At 72.9% G+C, this 21,317-nt stretch carries 23 protein-coding genes; 7 read left to right on the top strand and 16 right to left on the bottom strand.

Annotated features, from left to right (window positions below; all coding sequences use genetic code 11):
• Positions 1–14: 14 nt before the first annotated feature.
• Both murI and ABTZ99_RS16015 read right to left on the bottom strand, forming a co-directional pair.
• Positions 15–812 (bottom strand): glutamate racemase, encoded by a 798-nt coding sequence (gene murI, locus ABTZ99_RS16020; RefSeq protein ID WP_499611952.1) that lies wholly within the window; start codon positions 810–812, stop codon positions 15–17.
• Positions 809–1,483: a rhomboid family intramembrane serine protease gene (locus tag ABTZ99_RS16015; protein ID WP_499611951.1), complete on the bottom strand. Its 675-nt coding sequence runs from the start codon at positions 1,481–1,483 to the stop codon at positions 809–811. The genes murI and ABTZ99_RS16015 overlap by 4 nt, the downstream gene beginning before the upstream one ends.
• A gap of 106 nt (positions 1,484–1,589) precedes the next feature.
• On the opposite strand from ABTZ99_RS16015, the gene ABTZ99_RS16010 reads away from it, so the two are divergent.
• The gene (locus tag ABTZ99_RS16010; protein ID WP_498779985.1) at positions 1,590–2,435 is read left to right on the top strand and encodes an SMP-30/gluconolactonase/LRE family protein; all 846 of its coding nucleotides are present in this window, start codon (positions 1,590–1,592) and stop codon (positions 2,433–2,435) included.
• A gap of 15 nt (positions 2,436–2,450) precedes the next feature.
• Here the strand turns inward: ABTZ99_RS16010 and ABTZ99_RS16005 are convergent, their stop codons facing one another.
• Positions 2,451–3,221 (bottom strand): MBL fold metallo-hydrolase, encoded by a 771-nt coding sequence (locus tag ABTZ99_RS16005; protein ID WP_499611949.1) that lies wholly within the window; start codon positions 3,219–3,221, stop codon positions 2,451–2,453.
• Between the two features lie 414 nt (positions 3,222–3,635).
• On the opposite strand from ABTZ99_RS16005, the gene ABTZ99_RS16000 reads away from it, so the two are divergent.
• On the top strand, positions 3,636–4,313 hold the full coding sequence (locus ABTZ99_RS16000) for a polysaccharide deacetylase family protein (RefSeq protein ID WP_499611947.1): 678 nt from the start codon (positions 3,636–3,638) through the stop codon (positions 4,311–4,313).
• Entirely contained in the window at positions 4,310–5,620 is a 1,311-nt protein-coding gene (locus ABTZ99_RS15995; RefSeq protein WP_498779980.1) for an extracellular catalytic domain type 1 short-chain-length polyhydroxyalkanoate depolymerase, read from the top strand. The genes ABTZ99_RS16000 and ABTZ99_RS15995 overlap by 4 nt, the downstream gene beginning before the upstream one ends.
• Before the next feature lie 51 nt (positions 5,621–5,671).
• On the opposite strand, the gene ABTZ99_RS15990 is transcribed toward ABTZ99_RS15995, so the two are convergent.
• The 7 genes from ABTZ99_RS15990 to clpS form a co-directional block, all read right to left on the bottom strand.
• Complete coding sequence (locus tag ABTZ99_RS15990; protein WP_498779978.1) at positions 5,672–6,622, bottom strand: PLP-dependent cysteine synthase family protein; 951 nt, start codon at positions 6,620–6,622, stop codon at positions 5,672–5,674.
• A gap of 37 nt (positions 6,623–6,659) precedes the next feature.
• On the bottom strand, positions 6,660–6,932 hold the full coding sequence (locus ABTZ99_RS15985; RefSeq protein ID WP_230566056.1) for a MoaD/ThiS family protein: 273 nt from the start codon (positions 6,930–6,932) through the stop codon (positions 6,660–6,662).
• 70 nt (positions 6,933–7,002) lie between these two features.
• On the bottom strand, positions 7,003–7,458 hold the full coding sequence (locus tag ABTZ99_RS15980) for a M67 family metallopeptidase (protein ID WP_367131722.1): 456 nt from the start codon (positions 7,456–7,458) through the stop codon (positions 7,003–7,005).
• A gap of 51 nt (positions 7,459–7,509) precedes the next feature.
• Positions 7,510–8,034, bottom strand: a complete 525-nt coding sequence (locus ABTZ99_RS15975; protein WP_498779975.1) for a DUF2231 domain-containing protein — start codon at positions 8,032–8,034, stop codon at positions 7,510–7,512.
• A gap of 92 nt (positions 8,035–8,126) precedes the next feature.
• A complete protein-coding gene (locus ABTZ99_RS15970; RefSeq protein WP_499611944.1) occupies positions 8,127–8,690 on the bottom strand; it encodes a peptidase S58, DmpA in 564 nt (187 codons plus the stop codon).
• Positions 8,690–9,247: a DUF2017 domain-containing protein gene (locus tag ABTZ99_RS15965; protein ID WP_498779973.1), complete on the bottom strand. Its 558-nt coding sequence runs from the start codon at positions 9,245–9,247 to the stop codon at positions 8,690–8,692. The genes ABTZ99_RS15970 and ABTZ99_RS15965 overlap by 1 nt, the downstream gene beginning before the upstream one ends.
• Positions 9,244–9,543: an ATP-dependent Clp protease adapter ClpS gene (gene clpS / locus ABTZ99_RS15960; protein WP_033438448.1), complete on the bottom strand. Its 300-nt coding sequence runs from the start codon at positions 9,541–9,543 to the stop codon at positions 9,244–9,246. Before clpS ends, ABTZ99_RS15965 begins: the two co-directional genes overlap by 4 nt.
• 76 nt (positions 9,544–9,619) lie before the next feature.
• On the opposite strand from clpS, the gene ABTZ99_RS15955 reads away from it, so the two are divergent.
• Positions 9,620–10,894 (top strand): nicotinate phosphoribosyltransferase, encoded by a 1,275-nt coding sequence (locus ABTZ99_RS15955; protein WP_498779971.1) that lies wholly within the window; start codon positions 9,620–9,622, stop codon positions 10,892–10,894.
• Between the two features lie 10 nt (positions 10,895–10,904).
• Positions 10,905–11,474, top strand: a complete 570-nt coding sequence (locus ABTZ99_RS15950) for an isochorismatase family protein (protein WP_499611942.1) — start codon at positions 10,905–10,907, stop codon at positions 11,472–11,474.
• Between the two features lie 175 nt (positions 11,475–11,649).
• Here the strand turns inward: ABTZ99_RS15950 and ABTZ99_RS15945 are convergent, their stop codons facing one another.
• From ABTZ99_RS15945 to ABTZ99_RS15935, 3 genes are all read right to left on the bottom strand, one after another.
• Positions 11,650–12,312 carry a hypothetical protein gene (locus ABTZ99_RS15945; protein WP_498779968.1) on the bottom strand — a complete coding sequence of 221 codons (663 nt, stop codon included), beginning with the start codon at positions 12,310–12,312 and terminating at the stop codon, positions 11,650–11,652.
• A gap of 125 nt (positions 12,313–12,437) precedes the next feature.
• A complete protein-coding gene (gene wecB / locus ABTZ99_RS15940) occupies positions 12,438–13,601 on the bottom strand; it encodes a non-hydrolyzing UDP-N-acetylglucosamine 2-epimerase (RefSeq protein WP_499611940.1) in 1,164 nt (387 codons plus the stop codon).
• 261 nt (positions 13,602–13,862) lie between these two features.
• On the bottom strand, positions 13,863–14,606 hold the full coding sequence (locus tag ABTZ99_RS15935) for a choice-of-anchor protein CoaP (protein WP_499611938.1): 744 nt from the start codon (positions 14,604–14,606) through the stop codon (positions 13,863–13,865).
• Positions 14,607–15,026: 420 nt separating this feature from the next.
• Between ABTZ99_RS15935 and ABTZ99_RS15930 the strand changes: the two genes are divergently transcribed.
• Positions 15,027–15,602 (top strand): biotin transporter BioY, encoded by a 576-nt coding sequence (locus tag ABTZ99_RS15930; RefSeq protein ID WP_499611936.1) that lies wholly within the window; start codon positions 15,027–15,029, stop codon positions 15,600–15,602.
• A gap of 163 nt (positions 15,603–15,765) precedes the next feature.
• Positions 15,766–17,793 carry an ATP-dependent DNA helicase gene (locus ABTZ99_RS15925; protein ID WP_499611935.1) on the top strand — a complete coding sequence of 676 codons (2,028 nt, stop codon included), beginning with the start codon at positions 15,766–15,768 and terminating at the stop codon, positions 17,791–17,793.
• 67 nt (positions 17,794–17,860) lie between these two features.
• Here the strand turns inward: ABTZ99_RS15925 and ABTZ99_RS15920 are convergent, their stop codons facing one another.
• From ABTZ99_RS15920 to serB, 3 genes are read right to left on the bottom strand one after another with little or no spacing between them, the layout of a single operon-like run.
• A complete protein-coding gene (locus tag ABTZ99_RS15920) occupies positions 17,861–19,270 on the bottom strand; it encodes a phospholipase D-like domain-containing protein (protein ID WP_499611933.1) in 1,410 nt (469 codons plus the stop codon).
• Between the two features lie 25 nt (positions 19,271–19,295).
• Entirely contained in the window at positions 19,296–19,982 is a 687-nt protein-coding gene (locus ABTZ99_RS15915) for a peptidyl-tRNA hydrolase (RefSeq protein WP_498780038.1), read from the bottom strand.
• Between the two features lie 14 nt (positions 19,983–19,996).
• Entirely contained in the window at positions 19,997–21,223 is a 1,227-nt protein-coding gene (serB, locus tag ABTZ99_RS15910; protein ID WP_498779958.1) for a phosphoserine phosphatase SerB, read from the bottom strand.
• Positions 21,224–21,317 lie beyond the last annotated feature (94 nt).

Genomic DNA, 21,317 nt, shown 5'->3' with positions numbered 1-21,317 from the left:
TGGAGCGTGCCAGGTCAGCCGTGGGCGTGGAAGGTCGCCTTTTCCAACCCGGGCAGGAATCGGCGTGCCAGCCTGGCGAACGGCTCGACCGGACCGGTGCAGCTGAACCGCTGGTCGGGGTCGCCGTCGCGGAACAGGTCGCGCTCCGTGAGCACCCGCACGACGTCCTTCACGGTCTCCTCGGCGCTGGAGACGAGCGTCACGCCGTCGCCCATCACGATCTGCAGCACACCGGTCAGCAGCGGGTAGTGCGTGCAGCCGAGGACGAGCGTGTCGACCTCGGCCCGCTGCAGCGGTTCCAGGTAGGCCTGGGCCAGGCCCAGCACCTGGCGGCCGGAGGTGGTGCCGCGCTCCACGAAGTCCACGAACCGGGGGCACGCGACCGCGGTGACCTCGATGTCCCGTGCGGCGGCGAACGCGTCCTGGTACGCGCCGGACGCGACCGTGCCCGCCGTGCCGATGACGCCGACCCGGCCCGTGCGCGTGGTGGCGGCCGCCCGGCGCACGGCGGGCAGCACGACCTCGACCACCGGGATGTCGTAGCGCTCGCGCGCGTCGCGCAGGCAGGCCGCGGACGCCGTGTTGCAGGCGATGACCAGCAGCTTCGCGCCGTCGGCGACCAGCCGGTCCATCACTTCGAGGGCGTACTTGCGCGCCTCGGCGATGGGCAGCGGGCCGTACGGGCAGTTGACCGTGTCGCCGACGTAGCGGATCCGCTCGCCCGGCAACTGGTCCATGATCGCCCGTGCGACGGTCAGCCCGCCGACCCCGGAGTCGAAGATCGCGATGGGCGAATCGGCGGTGACGGTCACGCGTCGAGCGTAGTCCGGGCGCTCTTCCTGGCATCCCGGGCGACGCCCCACGCCGCCAGGACGCCGCCGAGCGCGCCGAACAGGTGGCCTTCCCAGGAGATGCCCGGCTGGCCCGGCAGCACACCCCACAGCGCCGCGCCGTAGACCGCGAAGACGACCACGGCCAGCAGGATCTGCAGCGGGCTGCGCGCGAAGATGCCGCGCACCAGCAGGAACACCAGGAAGCCGAAGACGAGGCCGGACGCGCCGATGTGGCTGCCGTAGGAGCCGAAGATCCACACACCGAGGCCGCTGGTCAGCCAGATGACCGCGGTGACCTGGAAGAACTGCTTGATCCCGGCGGAAGTGGCCAGGTAGGACAGCACGAGCAGCGGCACCGCGTTGCCGGTCAGGTGGGTCCAGTCGCCGTGCAGCAGCGGGAACCACAGGATGTTGTCCCACTCGCTGAAATCACGCGGGATCACGCCGTCGTCGTCGAGCCGGCCGCCGAGCACGGTGTCGATCGCCTCGACGACGTAGAGCAGGCCGACGAAGCCGAGCACGACCACGGCCGACAGCACGGGCCTCGGCGGCACGACGCGCTTGGCCAAGGGCTTGGCCTGCTTGGCCTGCTTGGGCGCGGCGACCACCGGGTCGGGCGTCGGCGGGGTGAAGGGGCCGGTGGGATCCACGTCACCAGGCTACGCGTGGATCCGGTGGTTCAGCCGGACTTCCGCCCAGCGTGACTTCTCCGTCTTTCGCCCATAAGCGACCGGTGCGTGACCGTAGGCTGTGCCGGTGTCGATCGATGTGGCGGTGCGGGCCGAAGCGGAACTGGGTGAGGCCCCCACGTGGGACCACGCCAGCGGAACGCTGCTCTGGGTGGACGTCCTCGGCAGCGAGGTGCACCGGTACAACCCCTCGCGCGACGACGACGCCGTCCTCGAAGTGCCGCAGCACGTGGGCGCGGCCAAGCCACGGACCCGCGGCGGCCTGGTGCTGAACCTGCGCGACGGCGTGGCGCTGATCGACCGGGACGGCGTCAAGACGTGGCTCGTCTACTGGGCCCGCGACGGCGTGCGGGGCAACGACGCGGCGATCGACCCGGCGGGCCGGCTGTGGGCGGGCACGATGCGGTACGACGAGGACCCCGGCGGCTGGCTGGCCCGCGTGGAGCCGAGCGGCGACGCGAAGGTCGTGCTGGACAAGGTGAGCGTCAGCAACGGCATCGGCTGGAGCCCCGACGCCGCGCTCATGTACTACATCGACTCGGCGGAGCGGCGGATCGACGTCCTCGACTACGACCGCGAGACCGGTGAGGCGACCAACCGCCGTCCGCTGGTCGACGTGCCGCGCGGGCTGCCCGACGGCCTCACCGTGGACGCGTCCGGCGCGATCTGGGTCGCGCTGTGGGGCGGTGCGGCGTTGCACCGGTACACGCCGGACGGCGTGCTGGACCGGGAGGTCGAGCTGCCGGTCGGCCAGCCGACGGCGTGCGCGTTCGGCGGCGCGGACTTCACCGACCTGTACGTGACGACCGCGCGCGTCGGGTTGAGCGGTGACGCGTTGAGCGAGCTGGCCGGTTCGGTCCTGGTGCTGCCGGGCGTCGGCGAGGGCCTGCCGTCGACCGCGTTCGCGGGCTAGCTCGGTGACCGGCGGCTAGAGGGTGTAGGTGGCGCCCGGCGCGGCCAGCTCGACCGGGCCCGGGAACGCCTCCGCCGCGTCGCTCAGCACGCCGTCGTGGTCCGACCACGGCAGGACGTGGGTCAGGACCAGGCGGTCGACGCCGGCGGCCTTGGCCACCTCGCCCGCCTCCTGCCCGCTCATGTGCAGGTAGTCGGCGCGGCCCGCCTGCTCGCGCCACGCCGAGTCGGCCAGCAGCAGGTCGGCGCCCTCGGCCAGCCGCACCAGCTCCGGGCACGGCACCGTGTCGCCGGAGAACACCAGCGACGCGCCGCCGTAGGTGATGCGGAACCCGTAGGCCTCGCAGATGTGGCGCATGGCGGCCACCTCGACCTCCACCGGGCCGATGGCGTACCGGCCGGGCGCGAGCGGGACGAAGTCGAAGGTCTCGGCCAGGTCCGTCGTCGCCAGCGAGGCCCGGTCGGCGGCGTGCGCGTTGGCCAGGCGGGACGGCGCGTGCGACGGCGCGAACACCGGCAACCGGCGTTCGGTGACGTCGTAGGGCGGCTCCGGGTGCTCGCTGCGGTGCACGGCGAGCGAGCCGAAGTCGGCGCAGTGGTCGAGGTGCAGGTGCGACAGCAGCACGGCGTCGAGCTCGAACGGGTCGCAGAGCCGCGTGAGCGGGCCGAACACCCCGCTGCCGAGCTCCATCACGATCCGCACGCCGCCCGCCTCCACCAGGTACCCGGAGGTCGGCAGATCGGGTCCCGGCGCGCTGCCCGCACACCCGAGCACCGTCAATTGCATGGGCTAAACGATAGCAGGACCGAGGACGGCAAAAATGCGGAAGCACCGTGGGTGCCGGCCATTGTATTCGACCGCCGCACAGGTTCACTCGAATGCATCAACCGAGGTCGGGAGCCTGTACGGGCCTGCGGCTTTCCGAAGCGCATTCGGTAACGCGGCAATTCCGCGAGGACGGCCGGTCCCTGTTTCGACATTACCTGGGGACGTCACTCGGAAGATTAGGACCCACCACGGCGCCACCGGTCGAAAGTTTCCGGGCGCAGCCGGCGCGACCGGACGGGCGCACCGGTCGTTGCCGCAGCTCATCACGCCATTTGAGACTCGCAACATTCACGAAACTCATTGTCCGCGACCAGTCCGCGACACATAGTGACGACAACTCACGCCGTGATCCTCAAGGAGGAGGGAATGGTCATGAGGACCCTTCTGGCCGTGGTGCTGCTGGTGATCGCGCCACTGCTGTCCGCGAACACCGCGGGCGCCGCGCCCGCCCCGGAAGCGGGGCCGGTCGCGCTCGCCTGCAACGGGTACGTCGCGCTGACCTACGACGACGGTCCGAACGCGCAGTTCACCCGTCCCTTGTTGAGCGCGCTGCGCTCGGCGGGCGCGCGGGCCACGTTCTTCGACCTCGGCTCACGCGTGCAGCAGCAGCCGCAACTGACGCGCGAGACCGCGCAGGCGGGCATGTGGGTCGGCAACCACTCGTGGTCGCACCCGTACCTGACGAACCTGAGCGCCGCCGCCGTGGCCAAGGAGCTCGGCGACACCCAGAACGCGATCCGCAACGCCACCGGCCAGACGCCGACGCTGTTCCGCCCGCCCTACGGCGCGACGAACTCAACCGTGCAGACCGAGGCGCGCAAGCTCGGCCTGACCCAGGTCATCTGGTCGGTCGACACGCAGGACTGGAACGGCGCGTCCACCGACGCCATCGTGCGCGCCGCGACCAGCGCGAACGCCGGCGGCATCGTGCTCATGCACGCGAGCTACCAGAACACGGTCAACGCGGTGCCGCGCATCGTCCAGGGCCTGGCGGCCAAGAACCTCTGCCCCGGCCGCATCGACGGCGCCGGACGGGTGGTGGCCCCGTGAAGGTCCTCGGCGCGATCGTGAGCTCCCTGGCCGTCGCCGCGGCCTTCGTGCTGGCCCTCGTCGCCGCACCGCAGGCGTCGGCCGCCACGCTGACCGAGGTCACCGGCTTCGGCGCCAACCCCAGCAACCTGCGCATGCACCTGTACGTGCCGGACCGCACCCAGGCCCGGCCGGGCGTGCTGCTGGCCGTGCACTACTGCACGGGCACCGGCCCGGCGTTCCACTCGGGCACGGACTTCGCCCGGCTGGCCGACCAGTACGGCTTCATCGTGATCTACCCGTCGGCGACGCGAAGCGGGCAGTGCTTCGACGTGTCGAGCCCGCAGGCGCTGCGGCGCGACGGCGGCAGCGACCCGGTCGGCCTGATGTCGATGGTCCGGTACGTGCTCCAGCGCTACAACGGGGACACGGGCCGCGTGTTCGTCACCGGCGTCTCGTCCGGCGCCATGACCACGAACGTCATGCTGGGCAACTACCCGGACGTGTTCGCCGCGGGCGCCGCGTTCGCGGGCGTGCCCGCCACCTGCTTCGCCACCACCGACGGTTCGGGCTGGAACAGCGCCTGCGCCAACGGCCAGGTGCTGCGCACGCCGCAGGAGTGGGGCAACCTCGCCCGCGGCATGTACCCCGGCTACAGCGGCGCCCGGCCGCGCGTGCAGCTCTGGCACGGCACCGCGGACGACACGCTGCGGTACCCGAACTTCGGCGAGACGATCGACCAGTGGACCAACGTCCACGGCCTGTCCACCACGCCGACCTCCAGCGACAGCCCGCAGTCCGGGTGGACGCGCACCCGTTACGGCGACAAGGTCGAGGCCATCTCCATGCAGGGCACCGGCCACAACCTGATGGGCGCGGGCATGGCGTTGCGCGCCATCCAGTTCTTCGGGCTGGACAAGCCCGGCGACACCACCACGACCACGACGTCCACGACGACGTCGACCACCACCACGACCACAACCACGACGACCACGACCACCCCGCCGCCCGGCGGCTGCAAGGTCACCTACGGCGTCAACAGCTGGAACACCGGCCTGACCGCGAGCATCACCATCGCCAACACGTCCACCAACGCGATCAACGGCTGGCAGCTCGCGTTCACCCTGCCCAGTGGGCAGACCATCACCAGCGGGTGGAACGCCACCTACTCCCCCACCAGCGGCGCCGTCACGGCGCGCAACGCGTCCTACAACGGCGCGCTCGCCGCGGGCGCGTCCGTCGGCATCGGGTTCCAGGCCACCCACAACGGCAACACGGACAAGCCGAGCTCGTTCACGCTCAACGGCGTCGCGTGCGCGATCGGCTGAGACGAGAAGGGCCCCGCACATGCCCGCGGGGCCCTTCTCCCTTCTCGGGCCTCAGGCCCAGAGGTGACCGTCGAGCCGTTCCGCGGCCTCGTCCAACGTCCCCGCGTACGCGCCGGTGGACAGGTACTTCCACCCCGCGTCCGCGACGACGAACGCCACGTCCGCAGACTCACCGCGCGCCGCCGCCTTCTCCGCCGCGGCCAGCGCCGCGTGCAGGATCGCGCCGGTGGAGATGCCCGCGAAGATGCCCTCCACCTCCAGCAGCTGCCGGGTGCGGCGCAGCGCGTCGTACGAGCCGACCGAGTAGCGACCGGTCAGCACCTCGGCGTCGTACAGCTCGGGCACGAAGCCCTCGTCGAGGTTGCGCAGCCCGTACACCAGCTCGCCGTACCGCGGCTCGGCCGCGATGACCTGCACGTCCGGCTTGTGCTCGCGCAGGTAGCGGCCGACGCCGACCAGCGTGCCGGTGGTGCCCAGGCCCGCGACGAAGTGCGTGATCGTCGGCAGGTCCTTCAGCAGCTCCGGCCCGGTGCCGTGGTAGTGCGCGCCGGGGTTCGCCGGGTTGCCGTACTGGTAGAGCATCACCCAGTCCGGGTTCTGCGCGGAGAGCTCCTTCGCCAGCGCCACGGCCTGGTTCGAGCCGCCCGCCGCAGGCGAGAACACGATCCGCGCGCCGTAGGCCTGCAGCAGCTGCTTGCGCTCGGTGGACGTGTTCTCCGGCATCACGCACACCAGGCCGTAGCCCTTGAGCTTGGCGGCCATGGCGAGGGCGATGCCGGTGTTGCCCGACGTCGGCTCGAGGATCGTGCAGCCCGGCGTGAGCACCCCGTTCCGCTCGGCCTCCTCGATCATCATCAGGACCGGGCGGTCCTTGATCGAGCCGGTCGGGTTGCGGTCCTCCAGCTTCGCCCACAGCCGCACGTCCTTCGACGGCGACAGCCGGGGCAGCCCCACCAGGGGCGTGCCGCCGACGGTGTCGAGCAGTGACTCGTACCGGGCCACGATCGCTTCCTCCGCAGTGGGTCCTTCCGGGGTGGGGTCAGCCGCCCGCGACGGCCGGGAGGATCGTCACGGTGTCGCCGTCCTTGACCGCGGCGCCGAGGCCGCCCGCGAACCGCACGTCCTCGTCGTTGACGTAGACGTTGACGAACCGGTGGAGCGCGCCTTCCTTGACCAGGCGCTGCTTCAGGCCACCGTGGTTGGTCTCCAGGTCGTCGATGACCTCCGCGAGCGTCGCGCCCGCGGCCTCGACGGACTTCTGCCCACCGGTGTGGGTGCGCAGGATCGTGGGGATGGAGACGGTGACGGCCATGCTGGAACCTCCGAGGAGCCGGGTTTGGTGAGGTGGTGCCACGTGTGGTGCGCGGGCGCACCTGGAGGGCTCAGGGACAGTCGGGCGTGTCGTCGGCGCCGGTGTGGGCGAACATGTACGACTCCACGACCTCGACCGGCTCTTCGGTCACCACGCCGTCCACGATCCGGTAGGAGCGCAGCTCGTGCTGCTCCGGGTCACGGGTGGAGATGAGCACGTAGTGCGCCTGGGGCTCGCTCGCGTAGGAGACGTCCGTGCGGGACGGGTACGCCTCGGTCGCGGTGTGCGAGTGGTAGACGACGATCGTTTCCTCGTCGTTGGCGCTCATCTCGCGGTGGACGCGCAGCTGCTCCATCGAGTCGAAGCGGTAGAACGTCGGCGAGCGCTCGGCGTTGTCCATCGCGATGAACCGCTCCGGGCGGTCGGAGCCCTCCGGGCCCGCGATGATCCCGCATGCCTCGTCCGGGTGGTCGCGACGGGCATGCGCCACCATCGCGTCCACGAGGTCACGGCGAATCACCAGCACCCCACCATCCTACGTGGTGGGGGAAGGTGTCCCGCCGTGTGAGAACCCGCACTACACCGGTTCGCGCACGTCTCCGGGTGCGGCGGGATCGGCCGTCCGGACGCCGAGCAGACCGCCCGCGCCGAGGGCCGCGAGCCCGAGGGCCGAGACGGCCCTGGCCACGACGCCGAAGCCGTGGCCGCGGAGGCGGAAGGACGTGAGGTAGCACACGTTCGCCGCCGCGTTGGCCGTCAGCTGCACGAACGCCGTGCGCCGCTGCTCCTCGCCCAACGTGCCGTACTCGGCCAGTTCGGTGGCCAGGGCGGCGGGCGCGATCGCCAGCCCGGCGCCGATCACGGCGCGGGCCGCCTTGCCGCTGCCCGGCATGAGGTCCAGCGCCGCCGACGCCGCGTACAGCCCGATGGGCAGCGCCACCAGCGCCGGGTGCACGGGCCGGCCGAGCGCCCGTGCCCGCAGCAGGTCGGTCACCTCGCGCCTGCGCAACGTCGCCGGCACCGCCTCCGCCAGCGCACCGGCCGCCTTGCCGACCGCCGGACTGGTCCGCACCCACCTGAACGCCCTCTGCACACCCGCCATACCGCCGGGTTACCCGCTTCGCGGGCGTTGAACTCAGGCATTCCGAACGTAGGACGAGCCTGACCTGAACGCAGGACACGTGCGGTGAGCGCTCAGGACCGGCCGGTGGCGTGGTGGAGGGCGGTGGTGGCGGTGGTGCAGAGGTCGTTCAGCGGGGTGCCGGTCGGGTTGCCGGTGGCCACCGCGAAGACGGTGGCGGGCACGGTCACGCCGGCGCGGGCGAAGGCGTCGTGCGCGGACATCGCGACCCTCCGGCACTCCGCGGGGTCCAGGTCGGCGTCCACCACGACCAGGCCGACGGCGGTCGAGCCGATCAGGGCCAGCGCGGGCACGTCGAGGGGCACGGCGGACGCGCACACCTCGTAGCCGTCGGCCGGAGGCAGGCCCAAGGCCTCCGCGGCCGGCACGATCGGGACCACCTCGAACGGGCGCGTGCCCACCGGGAACCCGTGGCCGCGCTCGGCCAGCCAGCGCACGACGCCGTCCACGGCCGAAGGCCCGCCCAGCACCACGGCGTGCACCCGCCGCACCAACGTCGACGGGTCGAGCAGGTCCAGCTCACGCGTGCCGACCGGCGCGCCCCGGGCGTCCACCCCGGCCACCGCGCCCGCGGGCGCCAGCAGCACCACCGCCCCCGGCGCACGCCCGACCAGCATCAGGCCATGACCGCTTCGATCAGCGTCTCCTGCACCCACGTCAACCAGTGGTACACGCCCAGGTGCGGCGACCGCGGGTCGTCCGGCGGCAGCTCGTCCGGCATGTCCTCCTGCACGTCCAGCGCCGTCCCCAACGCCAGCCGCACGTCGTTCAACGCCGACAGCCACGCCTCGGCCTGGTCCAGCGCCAGCCGCACCTCACCGCCGTCGGGCGGGCACGTCTGGAGCACCACCGCCGCGACACCGGTCTTCAGGTCGAGCAGCTCGGGCTCGTGCAGCGACCGCAGCGCGTTGGCCGAGTCGACCTCGGCCGGATCGGGCGCGTCGGGGTCGAGCCGGTGGAAGTCGGGCAGCAGCCGACCCAGGATCGGGTCGTCCGGCGGCGTGGACGGGCCGGTGCGGATGCCGGTCAGCTCCGCCAGCTCGTCCTGCGGCGCCTCCTCCGCGCGTGCCATCAGCATGTCCTGGATCTGGCTCACCAGGCCGCGCACCACGGCTGCTTCCTGCCGGTCGAACCGGCCGAGCACCTGGTCGCCGGTGCGTGTCCACTTCTTCACGACGAACGCTGCATGGTCGCCCAGAGCCCGGCCGCGTGCAGCTTGGCCACGTCGGCCTCCACCTTGTCCTTGCTCCCCGACGACACGATCGCCCTGCCCTTGTGGTGCACGTCCAGCATCAGCTTGGTCGCGTGGTCGCGGCTGTAGCCGAACAGCTTCTGGAACACGTACGTCACGTAGGACATCAGGTTCACCGGGTCGTTCCAGACCAGGGTCTGCCACGGGCGGTCCTCGGTGCGGACCTCCTCGCCGGCCGGGTCAACCTGCGTCCGCTCATGCTCGACGGGCGTGGTCATACCGCCAATGGTGTCATGTTCCGGTCCGCGGTGGAGCCCGCAGGGGCACCCTGGCCCACGGCTTAGGCTTCCCCGCATGTCGACGTCGCTGTTCACCGACCACTACGAGTTGACGATGCTGGCCGCGGCGCTGCGCGACGGCACCGCCGACCGGCCGTGCGTCTTCGAGGTCTTCGCCCGGCGGTTGCCGGAGGGCAGGCGGTACGGGGTGGTCGCGGGCACCGGGAGGCTCCTGGACGCGATCACCGACTTCACGTTCACCGAACGTGACCTTGAGCTGCTGGAACGCACGAACGTGGTCGACGAGGCCACCCTGTCGTGGCTGGCGGACTACAAGTTCACCGGGGACGTGGACGGCTACCCGGAGGGCGAGCTGTACTTCCCGGGCTCGCCGATCCTGTCCGTGCGGGCGCCGTTCGGCGTCGGGGTGGTGCTGGAGACCCTGGCGCTGTCGATCCTCAACCACGACAGCGCCATCGCCTCGGCGGCGGCGCGGATGGTGGGCGCGGCCAACGGTCGGCGCATGATCGAGATGGGGTCGCGCCGCACGCACGAGGAGGCGGCCGTGGCGGCGGCCCGCGCCGCGTACCTGGCGGGGTTCACCGCGACGTCGAACCTGGAGGCGGCGCGGCGGCACGGCATCCCGACCGCGGGCACGTGCGCGCACGCGTTCACCCTGCTGCACGACAGCGAGGAGGAGGCGTTCCGGTCGCAGGTCGAGGCGCTGGGCGTGGACACCACGCTCCTGGTGGACACCTACGACATCACCAACGGCATCAAGACCGCCGTCGAGGTGGCGGGGCCGGGGCTGGGCGCGGTGCGGATCGACTCGGGCGACCTGGGCGTGCTGGCGCGGCAGGCGCGTGACCAGCTGGACTCGTTGGGCGCGCGGAACACCCGGATCGTGGTGTCGGGCGACCTGGACGAGTACTCCATCGCGATGCTGCGCGCGGAGCCGGTGGACGCGTACGGCGTGGGCACGTCCCTGGTCACGGGGTCGGGCGCGCCGACCGCGGGCATGGTCTACAAGCTGGTCGAGGTGGACGGGCGGCCGGTGGCCAAGCGCAGCTCGCACAAGGAGTCGCGCGGCGGGCGCAAGAGCTCGCTGCGGCGGCACAAGGAGACCGGGACGGCGTTGGAGGAGGTCGTGTTCCCGCACGACTCCGCGCCGTCGATGGACGCGCACGACCGGCTGCTGGCCGTGCCGCTGGTCCGCGCCGGCCGGCGGGTGGACGGCCTGGACACGTTGGCGGAGAGCCGGGAACGGCTGCGCGCTGCCCTCGTGACCGTGCCGTGGGAAGGTCTGAAGCTGTCCCGCGGCGAGCCCGCGATCCCGACGACGTTCCTGTAGGGGGCGGAAGATGAGCAAGGCGCTGATCGTGGTGGACGTGCAGGTCGACTTCTGCGAGGGCGGCTCGCTGGCGGTGGCCGGTGGGGCGGCGGTGGCGGCGGCGGTCTCGGCGCACGTCGCCTCGTCGTCGTACGACCACGTGGTGGCGACGCGTGACTACCACATCGATCCGGGTGCGCACTTCAGCGAGACGCCGGACTTCGTCGACTCGTGGCCCGTGCACTGCGTGGCGGGCACGGCCGGTGCGGCGTTCCACCCGGAGCTCGACGTCACGGCGGTGGAGGAGGTGTTCTCGAAGGGCGCGTACGCGGCGGCGTACTCGGGGTTCGAGGGCTCCTCGCGGTCGGGCGAGCAGCTGGTGGACTGGCTGCGGGCGCGTGGCGTGGAGCAGGTGGACGTGGTGGGCGTCGCCACCGACCACTGCGTGCGCGCGACGGCGATGGACGCGGCGAACGCCGGGTTCGCCACGACCGTGCTGCTGGACCTGACGGCGGGCGTGTCGCAGCCGACGGTGGACAGCGCGTTGACGCGGCTGGGCGAGGCCGGCGTGACGCTGTCGGGCACCCCTCGCGTCGGCTGACCGGTCCGCGCGTCGAACGCTCGGGCCCCGCGTGTCGAACGCTCAGGCCCCGCGAGTCGAACGCTCCGGTCGGGTGAGTTCCGTGTTCACGTCCGCCGGTCGTGGTCCTGAACGGTGGACTCGGAGGTCCTTGGAGGTTCGACGCGCGGGGCCCGGGCGTTCGGCACGCGCGGGTTCAGGGGGTCGGCGAGCAGGCGGTCGCGCCGAGGACGACGTCACCGGTCACGGTGGACGCCTCGGTGAAGCGCAGGTGCAGCATGGTCATCGTGATGCTGCCGTCGTTCGCGTCCGGGACGGTCGTCTCGCCGAACGTCGCGGTGGCCAGCACCGTGCCGTCGCCCGCCTTGACCTGGTGCACGTAGTTCGTCGGGATCTGCTCGGGCAGCCCCGCGAAGCCCTGCAGGCCGTCCGCCGCCCACCCCGCGTTGGTGCCGGACACGGTGCCCACGCAGGTGACCTTCCACCTGGCCACCCGCAGCCGCGGCCCGCCCGCGGACATCAGCGCCGACAGCTCGAACTCCGAACCGACCGCCTCGGACGTGGACGTGGTCGTGCCGTTGTCCGGGTCGGCGACCGCGGTGGTGCACGACGACGTGCCCGCGCCGAACCGGACGCCCGTGCGGCTGACCGCCTCGGACGAGTTCGACGTCGTGCCGTCGACCGCGCACGGCGCCAGCGGCGCGATGGTGACCCGCGTGCCCGCCTTGGTGAACTCGGCGGAGCCGACGGAGGCCACCCCCGCCGGGTTGGCCGCCGACGCCGGTGGCGCGGCGATGACCAGGCCGAGTGCCAGCGCCGCGGTCACGGCGCCGACCCGGCGCGCTCCGTTCTGCTTCATCGTGTCGCCCTTCTGCTGTTCACGGACGTGAGGACTATCGAACTCCGGCGGACACGACCCGACGATCTCGCGCGTACATCACCCGCAAGGGGAAAACCGGTACCTGTTCGAGTGACAAAGCGCGGTCAGCACGGGATGCGCACCGGCAGCGGCGCGCTGGAGAGGTCAGTCGGCAGACCGACGAGACGCTCCAACGCGCCACGCACCCGCATCGCCGCGCGGCCGTCGCCGAACGGGTTGCGCCCCCGCGGCAGCCGCAGCCGCGCGCCGAGCACCCAGCCCGCCTCGGCGATGATCCGGATCGGATCGGTGCCGACCAGCCACGCCCCGCCCGCCTCCACCGCGGTGACCCGCTCGGTCGTGTCGCGCAGCACCAGCACCGGCACGCCGAACGTGGGCGCCTCCTCCTGGATGCCGCCGGAGTCCGTGAGCACGAGCGCGGACCGGCGCAGCGCGCGCACGAGGTCCGAGTAGCCCAACGGGTCGGTCACCACGATCCGCTCGTGCCCGCCGAGCACGGCCCGTGCCACCGCCCGCACCCGCGGGTCCGGGTCCGCGGGCAGCAGCACGCGCACGTCGGGGTGCCGGTCGGCGATCGCCCGCACGGCGTGCAGCACGCGCGTCAACGGCCTGCCCCACGACTCGCGCCGGTGCACGGTGACCAGCACGAGGCGTTCGGAGCGCTCGTCGAGCACGCGTTCGAGCCGCGCGAGGTCGGGGTCGCGGGCGGGCGGGTCGGCGGCGGCGATCCGCTGCACGGCGTCGACCACGGTGTCGCCGGTGACCACGATCCGGCGGTCGGCCAGGCCCTCGCGGACGAGCGCGGCGGCGTCGTCGTCGGTCGGCACGAGCTGCAGGGTGGCGATCCGGGCGATCAGCTGCCGGGCGCCCTCCTCGGGGGACCGCCCGGCGAGGTCGCCCGAGCGCGGCCCGGCTTCCAGGTGCGCGACCGGGATGCCGCGCCAGAACGCGGCGAGCGCGCCGGCCAGCGCCGTGGTCGTGCCGCCCTGCGCGAGCACGACCGCCGGGTCGCGCCCGCGCAGCAGCCGGTCGAACTCCGCGACCAGGCCGCCCGGCACTCCGTCCTGGCCGCCGGTGGCCGGCGGCACGTCCAGCTCGACGTCCGCGACCAGGCCGAACGCGCCCAGCGCCTGCTCGACCACGCCGTTGCGCTGTCCACAGTGGACGATCACGGGCCGGAGCACCGGGTGGTCGGCGAGCGCCAGCGCCACCGGCGCGATCCTCACCGCTTCGGGTCGGGTGCCCGCGAGCAGCACGACTTCCTTCACCTTGCTCCCTTTCACTGCGATTGCGAGTGGTGGTTCCGGGTGGGTGCGGCGCCCCGGCCGCGCGACTGGGGGTCGGCGCGTGGCCGGGGCGCACGCGCGCTACTCGTCGGCTGTCGCTCGTCGCCCGCGGGCCGCGGCGGGGCCGGCCACGCGGAGCACCGCGGCGGCCACCACCCACCACGCGACTCCGGCGCCGGTCGCGGCCGACGAGCCGATTCCCGGGCCGACCGCGACACCGCGGCCGGGGGCCTCGCGCACGGCTCAGCCCGCCGCGGGTTCGTGCCGGCGGCGCAGTGCCACCACGCCGAGGGGCACGCCGGACAGGGCGAGCAGGCCGAGCCCGATCCACAGGCCCGCGCCGGACGCCGCCGGGATCGGCAGGCCGGCCGGACCGCAGGTGGCCGACGAGAGCACCAGGTCGCCGACCGGGCCCGACGCGCCGCTCAGGGTCACGTGGACGGCGTTGACGGTGAGGCTGCCGTCGGCGTTGCGCACCTGCTCGTTGAGCACCACCTCGGCGAGGTCGACGTCGACGGTGGTGTTGGGCGCGGGTCGGGCGCCGACCCAGTCGAGCCGGCCGAGGTCCAGGCCGACGAACTGGGTCTGGCCCGTGAGGCCCTTCTGGGTGGCCGCGCACTCGGCTTCGACCAGCTCGGCCGACACGGTCGCGGTCGAGAGCAGGTCGAGCCGGACGTCGGCGGCGCTCGCCCGGGAGCCGACGCCGCCGGTCTTGTCGTCGCGCGACGCGGACGCGTTGATCACGCCGGTCTTCAGGGCGTCCGGCAGGTCCACGCCCGCGAACGTGGCGGTGGTGGGGCCGTCCGCGTCGGCGGCGGCGAACGGGCCGGCCGACACCGCGTCACGGCCCGTCAGCGACAGGTCCAGCCGCGCGCCCCTGGCCGAGGCATCGCCGGGCGCCGCCGACGCCGGTGCGGCTCCGACGACCAGCGCCGCGACCGCGACCAGTCCGGCCGTCGAGGCGCGGCACGTCATGGGCACCCGCATGGAACTCCTCCCTCGGAACGTCTGGCCGACCAAATGCCCCTATCGGCGTTACGCCCGCCGCATTAAGGGTTGCTGACCGTAAAGAGGGACAACGGCCACTCGAATCGCCCAACCACGGCCACCGAACGTGGACCTGCCGCCCGAAAGGACTCACCCGTTCCGGGGATGAGGTTCGCCGTACAGCGACCCGATGACCACCAAGCAGCCCTATCGGGCGATCCCCGATCGACGGACAGGACTCGGTCAGCGGCGCTTGTCGTGCCTCGCACCGAACACCTGGTGAGGACGTTCGGCGGGCGGCGTGGCGCTGGACCACCGACGCCGCGCGCGTGAGATGGCCAACTTTGTAGAGCTTCGACAAAGACCCGGCCAGTGATCGCCGGTTAACCTCCGGTGAGTCGATCCTCTGGGAGGTCCCAAGTGTCCGTCCTCGCCGTTCCCGGCCGTCGCGCGGTGCTCGCCGACCTGGTCCCGGGCGCTCTCGCGCGTGACATCGCCCTGGTCGTCGCGGGCGCCGGGCTGACCGGCCTGGCGGCCCAGGTCGCGCTGCCGGTGCCGGGCAGCCCCGTGCCGCTGACCGGCCAGACGTTCGCCGCCCTGCTGGTGGGCGCGGCGCTCGGGTGGCAGCGCGGTGGCGCGTCGATGGTGCTCTACCTGGTCGCCGGCGTGGCCGGTGTGCCGTGGTTCCAGGGCGGTTCGTCGGGCACGCCCGCGTCGCTCGGGTACGTCGTCGGGTTCGTGTTCGCCGGCGCGCTGGTCGGCCACCTGGCCGCCCGCGGCGGTGACCGGACGCCGTTGCGGACCGTCGGCACGATGGCGGTGGGCAACCTGGCGATCTACGCGTGCGGCGTGCCGTGGCTGATGGCCGCGGCGGGGGTGGGCTTCGGCAAGGCGCTGCAGCTGGGCGTGACGCCGTTCCTGCTGGGCGACGCGCTGAAGATCGCGTTGGCCGCCGGCCTCCTGCCCGCGACCTGGGCCCTGATCAACCGCAAGTGACCCGGGTGTCCGACGTTCGCGTCACGCGTGTCCTGCGTTCCGAACGCGGGTGTCCGACGTTCGCGGCACGCATGTCCTACGTGCGGAACAGCCGCGTTCGACGCTCGGGACGCGTTGGGGTGTCCGGCCTCCGATGACGGGGTGGGCGGGTACGGTCTTCGCCGTGCCCGCCACCACCGCCATCCCCGACACCAGGACGTTGCTCGCCGTGGCCGTGGAGGCGGTGGGCGGGGCCGAACGCCAGGGCCAGGTCGACATGGCCGAGGCCGTCGAGCGGTCGATCCGGACCGGCGAGCACCTGGCCGTCCAGGCGGGCACCGGCACGGGCAAGTCGCTGGCCTACCTGGTGCCCGCGCTCCGGCACGCGGTGGCCGAGGAGACGACGGTCGTCATCTCCACCGCCACCATCGCGCTGCAACGCCAGCTGGTCGACCGCGACCTGCCCCGGCTCGCGAAGGCGTTGCGCAAGGACCTGGGGCGCGAGCCGCGGTTCGCCATCCTCAAGGGCCGGCGCAACTACCTGTGCATGCACCGCCTGCACACGGGAGCGCCGGACGAGCCGGAGGACGCGGGCCTGTTCGACCCGTTCGCGGTGTCCAAGATGGGCCGCGAGATCAAGCGCCTGCACGAGTGGTCGTCCGACACCGAGACCGGTGACCGGGACGAGCTCGTGCCGGGCGTCACGGACCAGGCGTGGCGCCAGGTCTCCGTGACCGCGCGCGAGTGCCTCGGCGTGAACAAGTGCCCGATCGGCGTGGACTGCTTCGCCGAGAAGGCGCGGGCCGAGGCGGGCAAGGCGGACGTCGTGGTGACCAACCACGCGATGCTCGCCGTGGACGCGCTGGAGGGCTACCAGGTCCTGCCCGACCACGACGTGGTGGTGATCGACGAGGCGCACGACCTGGTCGACCGGGTGACGTCGGTGGCGACGGAGGAGCTGAGCGCGTCCCTGGTCGCCACGGCCGCGCGGCGCTGCGGGCGGTTGATCGACCAGACCGTGGCCGACCGGATGGCCGAGGCGAGCGACGGCCTGGCGATGATCCTGGAGGAGATGCCTGCCGGTCGGCTGGACGGCCTGCCGCAGGCGTTGGCCGGTGCGTTGCGGGCGACCAAGGACGCGGCGCACGCGTGCATCACGTCGTTGGGGCCGGAGCGCAAGGAGGACGTGGACGGCGCCACGTCGCGCAAGTTGGCGATGTCGCTGCTGGACGACGTGCACGACTGCGCCACGCGGATCCTGGAGGCCTTCGACTCCGACCACGACGTGGTCTGGGTGTCGGGTGATTTCGCCGATCGCAACAAGCCGCCGTCGTTGCGGGTCGCGCCGCTGGGCGTCGGCGGGTTGCTGCGGGAGCGGCTGTTCGGGAAGCGGACCACGGTCCTGACCTCGGCGACGTTGACGTTGGGCGGCACGTTCGACACGTTGGCGCGGCAGTGGGGGCTGCCGGCGGCGTCGAGCGCCCGGAAGGCGGAGGGGACGGCGACGGACAAGGAGCCGCCGTCGGACCTGGGCGCGCCGCGGTGGAGCGGGCTGGACGTCGGCTCGCCGTTCGAGCACGGCACCAGCGGGATCCTCTACGTGGCACGGCACCTGCCGCCGCCGGGGCGCGACGGGCTGCCACCGTCCTATGTGGACGAGATCGAGGGTCTGGTGAACGCGGCGGGCGGCCGCACGTTGGGGCTGTTCTCGTCGATGCGTGCGGCGAAGGCGGCGGCGGAGGCGTTGCGGGACAAGGTGGAGCACCCCGTGCTGTGCCAGGGCGACGACGCCACGGGGCAGTTGGTGAAGCGGTTCGCCGAGGACGCGCGGACGTGCCTGTTCGGCACGTTGTCGTTGTGGCAGGGCGTGGACGTGCCGGGGCCCGCGCTGTCGCTGGTGGTGATGGACCGCATCCCGTTCCCGCGACCGGACGACCCGTTGGCGTCGGCGCGGCAGAAGGCGGTGGAGTCGCGCGGCGGCAACGGTTTCCTCACCGTGGCGGCGACCCATGCGGCGCTGCTGCTGGCGCAGGGCGCCGGGCGGCTGCTGCGTTCGATGAACGACAAGGGTGTGGTCGCGGTGCTCGACCCGCGCTTGGCGACCGCCCGTTACGGCGGGTTCCTGCGCGCCTCGCTGCCGCCGTTCTGGACGACGTACGACCCGGAGGTCGTGCGGGCGGCGCTCAAGCGGCTCGACGCGGCGAACGACTGACCACGGTTGCGCAGGTCGCGTGTTCTGCGCGTAGAACTCCGGGGACGCGAATGCGGGGCACGCGTGGTCAGCCGTCGACGAGCAGGCCGCGCAGCGGGCCTTGGAGGCGGCCGGCGCGGCGGGAGACGCCCGGCAGCGCGGTGAGGCGGTGCTTGCCCGGGGCGGTCAGGGTGGGGCGCCAGTGGCGGTCGACCACCTCGTGGGCGGGAGCGGTGACCTCGCCGAGCGGGCGTTGCAGGTGTTCGGACCAGAGGCGCAGGCGCGTGTCCCGGGCGACGGTCGCGTCGTCGGTCACGACGTTGACCTCGGTGTCGTTGAACAGGGAGTGCTCGTTCAGGTTGGCCGAGCCGATGCTCAGCCAGCGGTCGTCCACGATGGCCAGCTTGGCGTGCACGTAGACCGACGAGGACGTCGCGCCGTCGTGCGAGGACAACGTGGCGGCGACCAGCCGGTGGTTGCCGTCGTCGGCGTCCAGCAGGCGTCCCAGCTGGCCGCGGGTGGTGTCCGCGCCGTTGCTCGGCTTGCGCGGCAGCACCAGGACGACCCGGAAGTCCGGGTGCGGCGGGGTGCGGAGCTTGTCGAGCAGGACCTCGGTGACCTCGGGCGACCAGAGGAACTGGTTCTCGAGGTAGATCAGCCTCGTCGCCGAGCGCAGGGCGCGGAGGTAGGAGTCGAGCAGGCTGAACTCGCCGCGCGGCGCGAAGTCGTAGGTCCGCTCCGGGATCGTGCGCACGAGCTGGGCCGAGGACGGCCCGGCGGGCGCGGGTGGCGTCGGCGGGGGCAGGTGCTCGCCGGCGATCTCCTGCCAACGGCTGCGGAAGTGGTCGGCCACGTCCGCGACGACCGGCCCGTGCAGGCGCGTCCCGATGTCGTGCCAGCCCAGCGGCTCGCGGGGCGGGTGCTCGGCGGTGTCGTGGCGGTCGCCCTCCACCGCGGTCAGGTCCATCCCACCGACGAACGCCACCTCGTCGTCCACCACGACGATCTTCTCGTGGTGGCAGTGCAGCGTCCGCTCCCGGGCGTCGATCTCGCACCGCACCGCGCTGTCGCGCGTGAACTCGCGCTGCGCCGCCAGCACGCGCTTGCGGGTCGGCTCGAACATCGGCACCGGCGGCCCCGCCCACAGCAGCACGCGCACCGGCACCCGGGACGCGGCCGACGCCAGCAGCTCGCGCAACGTCGGCGAGCCCGGTTCACGGGTCAGCCGGAAGTCCGGGCTCGCGCACCACCCGGCCAGGTGGACGGACTTGCGCGCCGACGAGATCGCCGACGCGATGGCGGGCAGCACCTCGTGCCCGTCCACCAGCACCTCGACCCGGTTGCCGGTCCGCACCGGCCGCCGGGGCGTCCACCAGCCGGCCTCCGAGCCGAAGGCCGAACCCCACCCGAGCTTGCGCAGCCTGCGCTCGTGGTGCGCGCACAGCAGGCTCTCCAGCCCGTCACCGAGCTTGGCGTCCAGCACGTCCAACAGGCCCACGCCGGGGATGGTTACCGCAAAGCGGTCATCCGAAACGTCGGTGCACGGCCACCGTGGCGGTGCCGGGCGCGACCTCGGTGTACCCGGCGTCCCGGACCAGCACGACGTCGGGCCGCGCCACCAGCGCGTCCCAGTCCGCCGCCGACGGCGTCCGCACGGCGCACCGGTAGTCCAGCTCCGCCCACTCCTTCAGCTCGGCGTCGGACAGGTGCGGCGCGAGCAGCATCGACGCGTGGCCCACCTGGGCCGCCGCCTTGCCCGCCGTCATCTCCACCCGCGGGTTCAGCCACAGCTCCCACGCGCCGGCGGGGATCGGGCCGGGCTCGTCGGAGGGCAGCTCGCTGCCCGAGATCTGCAACCGGCTCAGCTCCTTGGGCAGGTCGACCACCCGCCCCGGCAGGAACGCCCGCACCGAGGCGCTGCCGACCGTGATCGTCACGCCCGGCAACGACTGCACGGCCTCCCAGTGCGCGCCCCGTGCCCGCCGCGTCACCTTCCGGATCCGGCCGCGCACCCACGCCACCAGCTCGTCGTGCCACTCGCCGCCCGGCAGCGCGCGATCGTCCAGGCACACCGCGATGGCGGCGGCCGCGGCGGCCTCCAGCACGTCGGTCCGGGACGGCGGCGCGGACCGTTCGATCCGCAGCACGACCGGCATCGCCCGCACCTGCTCCGGGTCCTCCGGGTCGGTGAAGTGCCGGTCCACCAGCATCCGCAGGATCGGGTTCACAGCCGGTTCAGCTCCAAGCCGTCCGCCGCGTCCGCGGCCTCCACCTCCGCGCGCGTCACGCCGAGCACGAACAGCACCGCGTCCAGGAACGGGTGCGACAGCGCCGTGTCCGCCACCTCGCGCAACGCGGGCTTGGCGTTGAACGCGATGCCCAACCCGGCCGCGCCGAGCATGTCGATGTCGTTCGCGCCGTCGCCCACGGCCACGGTCTGCGCCAGCGTGATGCCCTGCTCGTCGGCGAACCGCCGCAGCGCCACCGCCTTGCCCGCCCGGTCCACGACCTCGCCGAGGACCCGGCCGGTCAGCTTGCCGTCCACGATCTCCAGCTCGTTGGCCGCGCAGAAGTCCAGGCCGAGGTCGTCGACCAGCCGCTGGATCACGCGCGTGAAGCCGCCGGAGACCACGCCGCAGCGGAACCCGAGCCGCTTCAACGTCCGCACCGTCGTCCGGGCGCCCGCCGTCAGCTCCAGCGACTCGGCGACCTCGTCCAGCACGGACTCGTCCAGGCCCTCCAGCAGCGCCACCCGCCGCCGCAGCGACTCGGTGAAGTCGAGCTCGCCGCGCATCGCCGCGTCGGTGATCTCCTTGACCTGCGGCTCCACCCCGACGTGCGCGGCCAGCATCTCGATCACCTCGCCCTGGATGAGCGTGGAGTCGACGTCGAACACCACCAGCCGCTTGGCCCGCCTGGTCAGCCCGGCCCGTTCCACCGCGATGTCCAGCCCACCGCGCACCGCCACCTCGGCCAACGCCGACCGCAGCTGCGCGTCGCTCTCCGGCGTGTCGTCGGCTACGGAAACCCGCAGCTCAAGGCCGGTGACGGGGTAGTCGGCGACACCGCGGATCGCGTCGATGTTCACGCCGAGCGACGCGAGCCGACGCGCCACCTCGGTGAACGCGCGGGCCGTGACCGGGCGGCCGAGCAGGATCAGCACGTGGCTGGACTCCAGCCGCGCGGTCCGCTTCGAGTCCGCGCCGATCTCCACCTCGACGTGCATGGACACCGTCGCCATGGCCTGCTCGACGGTCTCCTGCAACCCCTCCGGGTCGTGGTCGGCGGCCACGAGCACGCCGAGCACCAGCCGGCCGCGGATGACGACCTGCTCGACGTCGAGGATCTCCACGCCGTGCCTGGTCAGCACCGCGAAGAGCACGGAGGAGACCCCCGGCTTGTCCGGTCCGGTGACGGTGATCAGGACGGGCGTGGCGCTGGGCTTGGTCACTGATGGCTCCTATGCCAGACAGCGACGAGCCCCGAGACCGCGGTCCGAGGGAGTCGGACGCTGGTCTTCGGGGCTCGCCGTTGAACCTGCGCTC

It is taken from the genome of Actinosynnema sp. NPDC002837 (assembly GCF_040295345.1).
GTDB lineage: Bacteria > Actinomycetota > Actinomycetes > Mycobacteriales > Pseudonocardiaceae > Actinosynnema.
The sequence above is the reverse complement of the archived record's forward strand: the minus strand, read 5'-3'. Positions and strand labels throughout refer to the sequence as shown.